We start from the raw sequence: 12,859 nt of genomic DNA on the forward strand, positions 1-12,859 counted from the left end.
CACCCAAAGCCCGGTGAGATTCCTTGAACGATTTCTTCCTTTCCTGGGAAAGCGCGCCCGCCGAGCTGTGTCGGCGCGCCCGAGCCGAGCTCGACACGTTCTTCGATTCCGAGGCGCCCGTATGCGTCGCAGCGGCTGCCCTCGGATCGCTCCTCGAACCCCAAGCGGCCGCGGTGGCACGGAGGATCGTTCTCCTCGCCGCCGCCGTGCACGCGACGGCGCGTTTTCCCGAACCACCCCCGCCCATCACCGCGGAGCGATCCGAAGGCGCGCGTTCGGCAGCCGCCTGGTTGGTCCTTTTGGCCCGGGAGCGCGCGGAGGCGCGTTTGCCCGACCCGATCGAGGCTGCGTTCGACCGGGCGCTCGCCCGCCTCGCAGAGGGGATCCTCGGGGGAGATGCGTCCGAGGGGGCCTCCGATTCGTACGAGCTCGAAAGGGTCGTGCCAGCGCTCTCGGGTGCCGAAGAGGACGCGTCTTCGGCGGGTTTGTCGGGCGTGGGGCTCGCCCTCGGGAAGCTGCTCCGCCTGGCGAGCGAGGTCTATGCGCTGTCGCGGCCGCGCCTCGCCGGGCCTCGTCCCCACGTGCTCACGCAGCTCGCCGCGGACGCGGGGCAAGCCGAGCCCTTCGCGCTCGCGCTCGCGCTCGCGCAGACGCCACTGCCGGACCGGCTGCCTCTCCTCCGCGCCCTCGGGCACCCCGCGACGGCGGCGCGCGTCCGAGGTCACGCCGAGGCGCTCGTGGCCGATGTCGCGCAGGCCGAGGCCCTGGCCACGCTCGCGAGCGCGCTCCAGGGCTCGATCTCGCGTGGCCTCTCGAGCGCGCGTTTCCTGGCCCTGATGCCGGGCACGGCGAGGCCGGAGGAGGAGCTCACGCGGGCGATCCGGCTCACGCGCGACGCGCTCGCGGCGGACGTGGAGCTGCGTGAGGCCTGGGAGATCCAGCGCTGGGGAGGCTTTTCCGAGGAGCCGCGCCTGGCCCGGTTGTTCCCCGTGGGCGTGTGTCTGCTCGCGCTCGACGCCGCGGGCGGAGACGCCTCCGCGCGAATGATCGAGCTGCTCGGGCATCACGAGCCCGACGGATATCGCTACTACGAGGGCTACACCGGGATCGCGCCGGACTCGGATCTGCTCGGGCTCGCGCTGCAGATGGCCGTGCGCTGTCCAGAGCCCGCGCAGCTCGTCGCCGCGCTCGCCTGGCCCATCGAGGTCCTCGTGCGCAACATCGGCGAGGACGGGTGTCTGCCGGTTTGGCTGGAACAACACCTGCGCGAGCCCTTGCCGGAGGGCTCGCCGCGCTGGGAAGGGCACGTGTGCGTGGCCGTCGCGGCGAACGCATGCCTCGGGCTCGTCGAGGCCGAGATTCCGCTTCCGGAGGGGGTGTTCGATCTGGTGCTGTCGTGGATCACGCGCACCTGGGATGCCGAGGGGATGCGGGCCGTGTACTTTTACGGCGCGCCCTACACGCGGCTCCTCTTCGCGCGGCTCGCGCGGGTCGTGGACCAAGTCCCGGGGGACCCCGCGCCGCGGAGGCAGCTTCACGCGATCGTCGCGCGAATCGAGGAGGAGATCGCGCACTCCATCGCCGATGACGGCGGCTGGGGCAGCCCGCTCGCGACGGCGTGTCACCTCGAAGTGCTGGTCACGAGCCCTCGGGTCGAGCGCTTCGACCCCCTTCCCACCGTCACGTACCTCGCGTCGAGGCAGGGGTATGACGGCTACTGGGCGTGGGAGCCGTTTTTCTGCTGTCCCGGCAAGGATGGCGCGCCAGCGGCGCACGGCTCGCGGGCGGTGACCTCGGCCGTTTGCCTCGGCGCGCTCGTCCGAACGCGCGCGCGTCTCACGCGCGGCTCATGAGCGCGCGCCGCCGAGCGCGCGGCGGAGCGACATCACCACGATCTGCCGGTCGAGCGCCTCGATCCACGCGATGCGCTCCGCCGTGAAGGCCTCGAAGGCCGGCAGCGGCAGCACACGCGCCGCCTCGGCCGCGCGCGCATGCCACGTGACGGCCGCTTGCAAGGTGCGTCGGAGCCGTCCGCCTTCGTAGAGATCTCCGCGCAGCGCCTCCGTGAGCCGCTCCCGCGCGGCGTTGCGCGAGGGGCCCGCGGCTTCGGCGTCTACACGCGCGAGGCTCGCGTGATCCAGGCCGGCGGCGGCGAGCAAGTACGTGCGGTGACCGGCGAGCAGATCTCGGGGCCAGCCGAGGACGTCGTTCGCGAGCCCGTACGCGACGCCGAGCCGGTGCACGAGCGCGCAGATGGCGGGCTCGGCGTCGATCCGGTCGGCGAGCGCTGCGACGGCGAGGAGCGGCACGCGGGCAAACGCGACCTTGTCGCAGTGCTCCTCGAAGAGCAGCTCCGGGTAGGGTTCGTCCGAGCGCACCACGCGTTGTTCGAGCGCCGTGAGGCGGGAGAACGCGACGAACGCGCGGTCGAAGGCGCCCCAGAACCCGCGGTGGTCGGCAAGCGCCTCGCGCAGGAGCGCGATCATGCCCGTGAAGCAGGCATTTCCGAGCAGGAGGAGCTCGCGATCGGCGCGCTCCGGGTCGTCGAGAACGTCGTCCTGGATGCGGACGTAGAAGTAGCCCAGCATCGTGCCGGCGAGGATCCGCGGCAGGGCCTCGTCGAGCGCGGCGGGGGCGCGACCTGCCCCGACGAGCCCGTCCCGGAGCCAGAGCGGCATGTAGAGCAGGGGCGGCGCGAGCGGGTTCTGGAAGTAGGCCCGGTGGCGGGCCTCGCCGGCGGAGACGGAGGCGAGGAAACGCGCGGCGAGCGCGTCGAGCGGGTCCGGGAGCGCGGCGAGGTGGGCCTCGACGATCGCCCACGCGGCGTCGATGTCCGCGCGCCGGGCCTCGTAGCTCGGGAAGGGCGAATCGGAGACGTTCACGGGTATGTGGTGGAGGGCGGCAGGAGCGAGATCCGCGTCGGCTCGGGCACGACGTCGGAGGGCAGGATGGCGAAGACCTCGACGGGCTCGGGCTTGCCGCGGATGCGCAGCGGTCCGAGCTGCCGCGAGCGGAAGACCTTCTCGACGGCGTGGTGAACGGAGGCGGACACGAGGACCTGCGTGCGCGTCTCCTTGTTGAGCGCTTCGAGGCGCGCGGCGAGGTTCACGGTGTCGCCGATGACGGTGTACTCGTGGCGCTGCGAGGAGCCGATGTTGCCGGCGACGACGGGCCCGGCGTTGATACCGACGCCGATGTCGAGGCGGAGCATGCCGCGCGCTTCGAGCTCGCGGTTCATGACCTGCAGGGCGTCGAGCATCTCCAGCGCGGTCCGGACGGCGCTCTCCTCGGGGTGCTCGATCGGGTAGGGGACGCCGAAAAGCGCCATCAATCCGTCCCCGAGGAACTTGTCGAGCGTGCCGCCGTTCTTGAAGACGATGTCGACCATCGTGGAGAAGTAACGGTTCAGGAGCTCCACGACCTCCTCGGGTTGCATCATCGTGGAGAGCTGCGTGAAGTTCCGGATGTCGGCGAAGAGCACGGTCGCCGTCATTCGTTGTCCGCCGAGCCCGATGCTCTCCGGGTTGTTCAGGACGAGGTCGACGACGTCCTTCGAGAAGTACTTGGCGAGGCGATCGCGGTGCTGCTCGAGCCGCTCGCGCGCGAGGCTCTCGGTGGCGGCGCGCAGGATGAGGCGCCGGGAGTTGCCGGCGATGACGGCCGCGAATATGCCCGAGATCGCCGCGAAGACGACCGTGTACACGCAATCGTCGAAGTTCAGGCCTTCACCGATGTACACCGCGTGCGCGAGCCAGGGGACGGAGAGCTCGAGCCGCACGTATGCGAGGAACGAGAACCCGTACAGCATGACGAGGAACGCCGAATACAAGCCGGCGAGGACGCTGTAGCGAAGGCCCGCCATCACGCCGAACGCCGACATGACGACCCAGGTGACGGCCGTCCGGTAGACCTCGTATACACCCGAATAATTGAGAAGATTTCCGATCAATCCGACGTACAAAAGGGAAATGTCGACGGAGATGGAGAGATACTTGAGCCAGCGGTGGTAGCGTTCGCGCTTGCGGAGCAGCAGCCACACGGCCACCGCGTAGACGAGCCAGGAGAAGCCGACGAGGCGAAAGATGAACGTGGACTTCTCGGTCTGCGCCCCTGGCGAGACGAACAGCGTGACGATCAGCGAGAACCCCGCGAAGACCGCGCGCACGTAGTTGACGAGCCGTTCGCCGGCCATCTCCTGATTCTGGAGGATGGCTCGAACCTCGTCTGGGAGCCGCTCACGGGAGAAAATTCGCTTCTTCAGGTTGTCGAGCACGGCTCTCTCGGACGCGTTCGAGGGGGTCCCGATGGGACAAGGAAGTGCCGCCCGCGTCAAGGGGCGAGTGCACGCGCCCGCTCTTCAGGACAACCCGGCAGCTCGCCGAGAGCCCTGCTGTGCGCGTCGATGTGCTCGCGCCGCACGGCAGCGTGCAGTTTGTCGGGCCCTCGTCGCCGGGGACGTACGCGCTCTTCGGGCGAGCGCCGCGGCGGATTTTCCGCGTCGCTGGGACGTCGGACGGAGGCAGGCGTCCGGCGGGTGCGTCCACCCGTCCCGGGTCGAGCGTCGAGGGGGCGAGCGAGCGGGCGGTGTTGGTCCGGGCGGAAGGCAGGGAGGGGCGCAGTCCGTGCCTACATCGGAGCGTGCGCGGCGCGCGTGGGGCGCGCGCGCGAGATCTCCATACGACGAAGGGCGCGGTTTTTCGGGGGATGCTCGAAATGGCCGCGCGGTCGGAGGGGTCCATGCAACTCTGCTGCACCGTCGTCTCCGATATCGCCGAGCTCGAGGCAATGCAGGGTGACTGGGAGGCCCTGCTCGATCGCAGCGATTGCAACGAGCCGACGCTTTCCCCGCTCTGGATTCTCCCGTGGTGGCGCGTGTTCGGCGGGACGGATGGGCGATCCCTCCGTGCGCTACGGATCATGCGCGGGGGGCGGCTCGTGGCTCTCTTGCCACTCGTGGCGCGGCGCGTGTGGCACCGCGGCGTTCCGTTCCGGCGGCTGGAGACGATGCCGTCGGGCGAGGACGAGGCGGACGAAATCGTCTCGGAATACATCGGGCTCGTGGCCGAGCGCGGCGAGGAGGAGGCGGTCGCGGAGGCGACGGCGCGGGCGCTCGCGGGCGGCCTGCTCGGGGCCTGGGACGAGGTCGTGCTCCCGGCGATGGATGGCAGCAAGCGCGCGCCCTTCGCGCTCGCGGACGCCCTCGGGCGCAGGGATCTGATGGTGACCCTGACGGAGCGCGGCCGCAGCCCGTACGTGCCGCTGCCGGGCTCGTTCGAGGCGTACCTCGCGGCGTTGCCTTCGTCGCGGCGGTACCTCGTGCGGCGCTCGATGCGGGACCTCGAGACGTTTGGCCGGGGCGAGCTCGTGCTCTCGGTCGCGCGCACGCCGGCCGAGCTCGTCTCGGCCCGCGCGACGCTCGTCTCTTTGCACGAGGAGCGCTGGCGGAAGGACGACCGGAGCGGGGTGTTCTCCTCGCCGAGGTTCACGGCCTTCCACGACGCCGTGATGCCCGCGCTGCTCGCGCGCGGCGCGCTCGAGCTTTCGGTGCTCCGGGCCGGGGAGGAGCCGGTGGCGGCGCTCTACAACCTCATCTGGAACGACAAGGTGTATTTCTATCAGAGCGGCCGGCGCGCCGATCTGCCGCCGAAGCTCCGGCCCGGGATCGCCGCGCACGCGCTCGCCATTCGAATGGCGATCGCATCGGGGCGGCGCGAATACGATTTCCTCGGCGGGGACGTGCGTTACAAGCTCGACATGGCGCTCGCCACGCGTCCGCTCGTGGAGATCCGGGCCGCGCGGCGGACGCTCCGGGAGGCGCTCCGGGATCACGCCGAGCGGGCCGCGCGCGAGATCGCGCGGCTGCGTGGACGTCCGGCCGAGAAGCCGCGTCCGGTGGAAGCTTTCGCCGACGAGGAGACTTGATTCGAAGGGGGGAGGGAACGATGCCACAACAATCGCTCGTCCCGGCCGTGCTTTGCGGGGATCTCAACATGGTCCGGTGTTTTGCCGGGGACGCGCCCGCCGCGGCGGGGCTCTCTCGACGGCGAATTCCGTTCGTCGTGGCCTCGACGCGCGCCGGGGATCCGACGTTCGGATCGCGGCACGTGGAGCGGACGGCCGTCGTCGCGGATCCCGCGACGAACCCGGATCGGACGGCCGACGATCTGCGGATCGTGGCCGAGCGGACGGGCGGGCGGCCCGTCCTGTTTTACGGGACGGACTCCATGCTCCTCTGCGTCTCGCGGCATCGGGAGATGCTCGCGCGCCATTACCGATTTCTCCTGCCGCCGGCCGAGCGCGTCGAGGAGCTCGTCGACAAGGCGCGCTTCGCCGGGCTCGCGCGGCGGCTCGGCTTGCCCGTGCCCGCGACGGTGACGTCCGAGGAGGCGACGGCGCGGGAGGACGTGCTCGCGCGCGTGTCTCTGCCGTGCGCGTTGAAACCCGTCAATCACACGTCGTTCCGCAAGTCTCTGGCCGTGCGCGAGGAGGGGGGTTTGCCCCGGAAGGCGCTCTTCGCGCGGACGCCGGAGGAGCTCGGCAAGCGGCTCGAACAGATGCAGCGGTCGGGCACGGCGTTCGTCGTGCAGCGGTACGTGCGCGGCGGCGACGATCACATCACGAGCTTTCACGCGTGGATGAACGCGCGCGGCGAGCCGGTCGCCCATCACGTGGGCAAGAAGATCCGGACGTACCCGTCGGGCTCGGGGGAGAGCACGTTCATCGAAATCGTCGAGGATCCCGAGGTGACGCGGGTCGGGCTCGAAGTCGTGCGTGCGCTCGGGCTCGTGGGCGTGGTGAAGCTCGATTTCAAGCGGGACGCGGAGACGGGCGAGCTCTTCCTCTTGGAGGCGAATCCGCGCTTCAACCTGTGGAACCGGCTCGGCGCGGCGTCGGGGGTGAACCTGCCGCTCGTCGCGTATGCCGAGCTCGCGGGGCTGCCTTTGCCGCGCACGGGGCCGGTTCGTCCGGGGCTGCGCTGGGCCTCGGTGGAGGGGGATTTGCGGGCGTTTCTCCTCGATTACGGCCCCTCCGGCGCGGTGTCGTTCCGCGATTTCGTGGCCTCGTACCGCGGGCCGAAGGTGTTCGACGTGTTCTCGTGGGACGACCCCTGGCCGCTCGTGCTCACGCTGGCCGAGCGCGTGGGGCAGCGGGCCCGGCGCGGCGTGGGAAAGGCGGGTCGGCCGTGAAATACGCCGTCGTGTCGGACGTGCACGCGAACCTCGAGGCCCTCTCCGCGGTGATCGCGGCGATCGACGTGGAGCGGGTCGACGCGATCCTGTGCCTCGGCGACGTCGTGGGATACGGGGCGAACCCGAACGAATGCGCGCGGATGCTCGTTTCGGCCGGGGCGAAGAGCGTCGTCGGCAACCACGATCGGGCCGCGCTCGGGCTCCGGGACACGGTGCATTTCGGCTGGAAGGCCGAGCAGGCGATGCAATGGACGAGGCGGCTCCTCGGCGGGGCGACGCGTGATTGGCTCGCGTCGCTCCCGCTCGTCCGGAAGGCGTCGCCGGAGCTCCTCCTGTTCCACGCGGCGCTCCACCCGACGCCGAACGACGAGCTCCACCTGTCGAGTTTGTCGCGGCTGGAGAAGAGCCTGCGCGCGCTGCAGGAGGGCGGGTACGGCGCGCGGATCGGGCTCTTCGGACACACGCACCACGCGGGGGCGTGGCGGGCGCGGGGCGGCGCGTTCGGGCCGGCGCCGGGCGACCTCGTGAAGCTCGACGACGGGGCGCATTACCTGATCAACCCGGGCAGCGTGGGGCAATCGCGGGACGGCGATCCGCGCGCGGCGTTCGCGATCCTCGACATGGATCATGGCGCTGTGTGGTTCCGGCGCGTCGAATACGATACGACGCTGGCGATGGCGAAGGTGGCGGCGCTCGAGGCGAGGCAGCGGAGCGGGATCGCAGCGTGGTTATCCGCTCGATTGCCGCGCGGCCTCTTCGCCGGGCAAAGGCGGTAGCGACGCGGGATCGAGGCCGGGCGGGACGATCAGGATCTCGAAGGTCGGCGGATAGACGTCGGTCTTCTCCTCGACGTGCGCCCGGCCGTCGGTCGATTTCACGACGCGCGTCTTCTTGATCTGGTAGCCGCGGATGCCCTTCTGCTTCAGGACGACGTGCCCCTCGGTCAGGCCCGCGCTCTCCTCGATCTTGCGTTTGTAGGGGGAGACGCCGACCGTCGCGCTCGACCATTCGACCTCGGCGGGCGTCCCGCTCCCGCGGAGCTCGACCGTGAGAATGCCTTTGTCCGCGACGGCGTGGACGACGACCGGGAACGGATAGGGGTTTCTGAGCTTGAGGTCGACGTGCGGATACACGACCGTGGCGTCGAGGCCCATCGGGATGTAGCCGCTCGGCCGGGAATGGTTGATGCGCTCGGAGATCTCGAAGCCGCCGAGGTAGGCCGCCGCGTGCAGCGTGCTCGCGACCTGGCAGGTGCCGCCGCCGATGCCTTCGCGCATCTCGCCCTTGAAGATCTCGGGCGCCGTGGTGAAGCCATTGTCCTTCGTCCGCGGGCCGACCTCCGCGTTGAAGCTCTTGATCTCGCCCGGGAGGAGCACGACGCCGTCGATGCCGGCGGCCGCCCGTGCGACGTTCTGCGCGCGGTTCGCCTGTCCGCCGAGATACCCGAAGCGGGTCTCGTATTTCGTGACGACGCGGGAGACGTCGAGCGACGCGACGACCTCGCTCGACGCGTCGGGCAAGATCTCGAAGGTCGGGACGGGCACGCGCGCCTCGCCGCTCTGGGCCGCCCGCTCGATCGCCGACGCGGTCGCATACAGGTCGAGGTATTGCCCGGCGACGTGCGGGCCGGGTTTTCCGGTGGCGAAATCGAGGCGCGCGCCGCGCGGCGGGGTGTCGGCCTCGTCCTTGCGGCGCTCCAGCGCGGCGGCGAGCGGCTCGATCGGGAGCGTGACGAAGACGGGCACCGAGACGAAGCCGCGCCGCGCGGAGAGCGCGTCGGCGAGGCGCGTGAGCAGGTCTCCTTCGCGGCCGACGGACGAGAGCCGCGCGGCGAGCCGCTCCTCGTCGACGGTCGCGCCGAGCTCGGCGAGCGAGGTCTCCAGGGCGACGTCTTCGCCGATGACGAGCGTGACGCGCCGATCGAGCAGCGCGCGCGCTTGCCTCTCGGCGACCTCGCGCGGCGACCCTGCGCTGGCCTCGGCCCCGCCGATACGCACGCCCTTGGCGACGGCGTTTTCAGCGGGCAGGACGTGTTTGCACGCGGCGGAGGCCGAGAGCGCCGCGGCGCCTGTGACGAGCACGGCGAGGGCGCTGCGGAGGAGCCAGTTCCGGCGGGGGCGCCGCGTGGTGGACGAGGGGAGCGCGCTTGCGTGTGACATCGACCCGAGTAACGCCTCGGGGCCGAGCTTATCGTTCCAGGGGGCGCGATTTCCAGATCTGCGTGGAAAATCAGAGTCCGATGGCGCCGCGGTAGATCCAGCCGGTCTTGCCGCCGGTCTCGACCTTGAACCAATCGTTGCGGCGGCCCACGAGCTTGATCTTCGTCCCGCGCACGAGCCGCGCCACGACCTCGCCGTCCTTCGGATCCTTGCGCACGAGGGCCGTATCCCAGCTCACGACGCCTGTGCCATTGGCTTCGGCCTCGCTCGTGGTGCTGCCGGCAGCGTCTTCGCCCTCGCCGGCGGCCGGGGCCTCGGCCTCCTCGGGCCCCTTTCCGGGCGGGTAGAACGTGAGGCCGTATTGCACCGTGTAATTGCGGTGCTTGTTGGGGACGTCCTCCAGCGGGAGGTTCGCGAAGGCGCGCGAGGCGCACTGCACGATGCCGGTGACGGTCGAGGTCGGGATCGTCGTCTTGTCTTTCTTGTTCTTGACGACGTGGACTTCTTTTTTCTCGAAATCGATCTCCAGGCCGAGCGTGAGCTTGCCGGAGAGGCCGACCGCGGAGGGGCACTCGGCGAGGCCCTGGAGCTTGGGGACGGCGACGGGGTCGAGCTGGAGGGCCCCGCAATCGCTGACCTTCTTGTTCTTCTTGTCCCAGCAACGGCTGATCTTGCCGGGGCCGACGGTGACGGTCTGCTTGTTCGACGGCGCGGCGGCGGGCTCGGCCGTGGGGGCGGCCGTGGGCGGAGGCGCGGCGGCGGCCGGCGCGGCCTGGGCGGACGCCGGCGGGGCCGTGACCTCGGCCTGGGCCTTGAGATCGCCCGGCACGTTGGGTCCGACCTTCACGCCCGCGAGCTTGGGCCACGCGACGCCGAGCACGAAGCCCACCGCGGCGACGATCCCGACCCGCGACCAGGCGGGCCGCTCGTCGGCCGGCGTGGGCCTCTCGATCGTGACGGGGCGCGTTGACTTCGCCATGGGCCGTGCCGTAGCACAAGTCCCCGGGCTCTCAGCAAGTTTTGCGTGCGGCACGGGGCGCGGAACGCCCTCTCCGGGCCCCCGCTTCCCGGTCGACCTCACCCACCTTTTCGCCGCCGCATGGCGATCCCGAGCCCGAGCAAGGTCATGAGCGCCGCCCACCCCGCCGTATCCCGCTCCGACATACCGACCTCACATCCGGCGCAGCCTCCAGGGCGCGGCGGTTTGGCCTCGCCGGCCTGCGGGGGAAGCGACGCGTCGGGGGGCTCGCTCGGCGCATCCGGCACGAGCGACGCGTCCGGGGTCTCGTTCGGCGCGGGGGCTTCGGGGGGAGGCGGCGGCTCTGGGTCGTCCTTCCGGATGGGATAACGCGGCGGCGCTCCGCCCGGCTTCGCCACATACGGCGCTGGAACGGCGCTCGCCCGCACGCCTCTGGCCGCGGCGACCCGCTTGGCCTCGCTTGTTCGAGCCTCCTCGTTGGTGCACGTCACGCGCTTTTGGCACTTGCTCCGCGGGAAGGCCGCGCAATCGGACGGGGTCGTGCACACGCCGCGGCCGACGGTGAAGAGGTAGCGCTGCTCCAGCACCTCTTCGATGCAAAACGAGAGCTCCTTGCAGACGCCCGTCTCGCATGTTCTGCCCGCAGACGGGCAGGAATCGTTCAGCGTGCACGAAGCTTCGTCCGGCCCCCTCGATTTCCAGTGCATGCCTTCGGGGCAAGGCGCGGGGGGAGGCGGCTCGCAATAGGACGTCGAGCCGTAGACCTGCGGCTCGTACCCCGGCGGGCAATCCGCGCGCATCGGCGGACCGCAATAGGGCCCGCCGTGGCCGCGCTCCTGGGTGGTGCCCTTCGGGCAGTCGATCTGCACGTTGGGCACGACGTCGGCCGAGGCCGCGGTGGTGAGCACGACGGCGCTGAACCCAAGGGCAAAGCTGATGGCAAGGCGCATGATCCCTCGTCGAGCCAAGGAAAGAGGAACGTCTCAGGGCCGACCGGAGCCCTCCGCGTCGGGGGGCGGAGCGTCCGTCTCGTAACGGCGATTGCGGTGCCGGATGTCCTTGCCCGTCACCAGGAAGACCACCGTCTCGGCGATGTTCATCGCGTGATCGCCGATGCGCTCGAGGTACTTCGCGATCGACTGGATCCGCGTCGCCCGATAGATCGTCGTCGGATCACGCGTCATGAGCTCGAGCAGGCGCTTCCAGATCTCGCTGTAGTGCTCGTCGATCGCGTCGTCGCGCCCGAGCAGCTCCGTCGCGCGATCGACGTCGCGCTCCACCAGCGCGTCGAGCGCCTCGTGCACCACGAGCGTCGCCTCGTCGGCGAGGGCGACGAGGTCGAAGTCGGCGCCGAGCGGCGGCTCCTCGTTCAGCTCGGCCACGCGGTCGCAGATGTTCACGCCGAGGTCGCCGATGCGCTCGAGGTCCGTGACGATCTTCAGCGCCTTCGTCACGAAGCGCAGGTCCGAGGCGACGGGCTGGCGCATGGCGAGGATGCGCATGCAGAGCTCGTCGATCTCGACCTCCAGCCGGTTGATGCGCCGGTCCATCTTCATCGTCGAGCGCGCGAGCGCCGTGTCCCGCGTGGCGAGCGCCTGCATCGCCTTGCCGATCATCTCCTCGACGAGGCTGCCCATGAGCAGCAGCCGTTCGCGCAGCGTGCGCAGCTCGTTTTCGTAGACGCGGCTCATGGACTGACCTTACGCCATATCGTTGGCGCTCAATCGAACTTTCCGGTCACGTAGTCCTCGGTTCGTTGCTCCCGCGGGTTCGTGAAGATGCGGTCCGTGCGGTCGAACTCGATCAGCTCGCCCTCGTGGATGAAGGCCGTGTAGTCGCTGACCCGCGCGGCTTGCTGCATGTTGTGCGTCACGATGACCACCGCGAGCTCGGCGCGCAATTCGTGGAGGACATCCTCGATGCGGCGCGTCGCGATGGGGTCGAGCGCGCTCGTCGGCTCGTCGAGCAAGAGGACCTCGGGCCCGAGCGCGAGCGCGCGCGCGATGCAGAGGCGCTGCTGCTGGCCCCGCGAGAGGCTCGTCCCAGGGCGGGCGAGGTCGCCTTTGACCTCGTCCCAGAGGGCGGCCTTCTGCAGCGAGCGCTCGACGAGCTCGTCGGGGCGCTCGGCTGAGAGGCCGTTCAGGCGCAGGCCCGCGAGGATGTTGTCGCGCACGGACATGTGCGGGAACGGGTTCGGCTTCTTGAAGATCATGCCGACGCGGCGGCGGACCTCCGCGGGGCTCGTGTCTTTGGCGTAGATGTCCTTGCCGTCGAGCAGCACGCGGCCCTCGACGCGGCTGCCCGGCGTGATCTCGTGCATGCGGTTCAAGCAGCGGAGCAGCGGGGACTTGCCGCAGCCGGAGGGGCCCATCAGCGCCGTGACGCGCTTGTCCGCGATGCGCAGCGTGATCCCGCGGATGACCTCCTCGCGGTCGATCCACGCGCGCAGATCCTCGGCTTTCATCTTCACCGGGGGCGTGCTGTCGGGCGGGTGGTCGGAGGTCATACGAGTTCCGTGGGTTTTGCGCAGG

At 70.4% G+C, this 12,859-nt stretch carries 11 protein-coding genes; 4 read left to right on the forward strand and 7 right to left on the reverse strand.

Features of this window, described 5'->3' with window-relative positions:
* Window positions 1-23: 23 nt before the first annotated feature.
* Window positions 24-1,853 carry a hypothetical protein gene (locus tag QHF85_RS26690; protein ID WP_281330146.1) on the forward strand — a complete coding sequence of 610 codons (1,830 nt, stop codon included), beginning with the start codon at window positions 24-26 and terminating at the stop codon, window positions 1,851-1,853.
* On the opposite strand, the gene QHF85_RS26695 is transcribed toward QHF85_RS26690, so the two are convergent.
* Both QHF85_RS26695 and QHF85_RS26700 read right to left on the reverse strand, forming a co-directional pair.
* The gene (locus QHF85_RS26695; RefSeq protein WP_281330147.1) at window positions 1,848-2,882 is read right to left on the reverse strand and encodes a hypothetical protein; all 1,035 of its coding nucleotides are present in this window, start codon (window positions 2,880-2,882) and stop codon (window positions 1,848-1,850) included. The genes QHF85_RS26690 and QHF85_RS26695 overlap by 6 nt on opposite strands.
* A complete protein-coding gene (locus QHF85_RS26700; protein ID WP_281330148.1) occupies window positions 2,879-4,273 on the reverse strand; it encodes an adenylate/guanylate cyclase domain-containing protein in 1,395 nt (464 codons plus the stop codon). The genes QHF85_RS26695 and QHF85_RS26700 overlap by 4 nt, the downstream gene beginning before the upstream one ends.
* A 464-nt stretch (window positions 4,274-4,737) precedes the next feature.
* Between QHF85_RS26700 and QHF85_RS26705 the strand changes: the two genes are divergently transcribed.
* The 3 genes from QHF85_RS26705 to QHF85_RS26715 are packed head-to-tail and all read left to right on the forward strand — an operon-like array spanning window position 4,738 to window position 7,966.
* Complete coding sequence (locus QHF85_RS26705; RefSeq protein ID WP_281330149.1) at window positions 4,738-5,922, forward strand: GNAT family N-acetyltransferase; 1,185 nt, start codon at window positions 4,738-4,740, stop codon at window positions 5,920-5,922.
* Between the two features lie 20 nt (window positions 5,923-5,942).
* A complete protein-coding gene (locus QHF85_RS26710; RefSeq protein ID WP_281330150.1) occupies window positions 5,943-7,187 on the forward strand; it encodes an ATP-grasp domain-containing protein in 1,245 nt (414 codons plus the stop codon).
* Complete coding sequence (locus QHF85_RS26715; RefSeq protein WP_281330151.1) at window positions 7,184-7,966, forward strand: metallophosphoesterase family protein; 783 nt, start codon at window positions 7,184-7,186, stop codon at window positions 7,964-7,966. The genes QHF85_RS26710 and QHF85_RS26715 overlap by 4 nt, the downstream gene beginning before the upstream one ends.
* On the opposite strand, the gene QHF85_RS26720 is transcribed toward QHF85_RS26715, so the two are convergent.
* The 5 genes from QHF85_RS26720 to pstB form a co-directional block, all read right to left on the reverse strand.
* The gene (locus QHF85_RS26720) at window positions 7,919-9,349 is read right to left on the reverse strand and encodes a VanW family protein (protein ID WP_281330152.1); all 1,431 of its coding nucleotides are present in this window, start codon (window positions 9,347-9,349) and stop codon (window positions 7,919-7,921) included. The two genes, QHF85_RS26715 and QHF85_RS26720, sit on opposite strands and share 48 nt — an antisense overlap.
* A 70-nt stretch (window positions 9,350-9,419) precedes the next feature.
* The gene (locus QHF85_RS26725) at window positions 9,420-10,328 is read right to left on the reverse strand and encodes an SH3 domain-containing protein (protein WP_281330153.1); all 909 of its coding nucleotides are present in this window, start codon (window positions 10,326-10,328) and stop codon (window positions 9,420-9,422) included.
* Window positions 10,329-10,426: 98 nt separating this feature from the next.
* Entirely contained in the window at window positions 10,427-11,278 is an 852-nt protein-coding gene (locus tag QHF85_RS26730) for an MYXO-CTERM sorting domain-containing protein (RefSeq protein WP_281330154.1), read from the reverse strand.
* A gap of 33 nt (window positions 11,279-11,311) precedes the next feature.
* The gene (gene phoU / locus QHF85_RS26735) at window positions 11,312-12,019 is read right to left on the reverse strand and encodes a phosphate signaling complex protein PhoU (protein WP_281330155.1); all 708 of its coding nucleotides are present in this window, start codon (window positions 12,017-12,019) and stop codon (window positions 11,312-11,314) included.
* Window positions 12,020-12,048: 29 nt separating this feature from the next.
* Window positions 12,049-12,792, reverse strand: a complete 744-nt coding sequence (gene pstB / locus QHF85_RS26740) for a phosphate ABC transporter ATP-binding protein PstB (RefSeq protein WP_281330221.1) — start codon at window positions 12,790-12,792, stop codon at window positions 12,049-12,051.
* Window positions 12,793-12,859 lie beyond the last annotated feature (67 nt).

This window comes from Polyangium sp. 6x1 (assembly GCF_029946515.1).
In the GTDB taxonomy this organism is placed as follows: domain Bacteria; phylum Myxococcota_A; class Polyangia; order Polyangiales; family Polyangiaceae; genus Polyangium.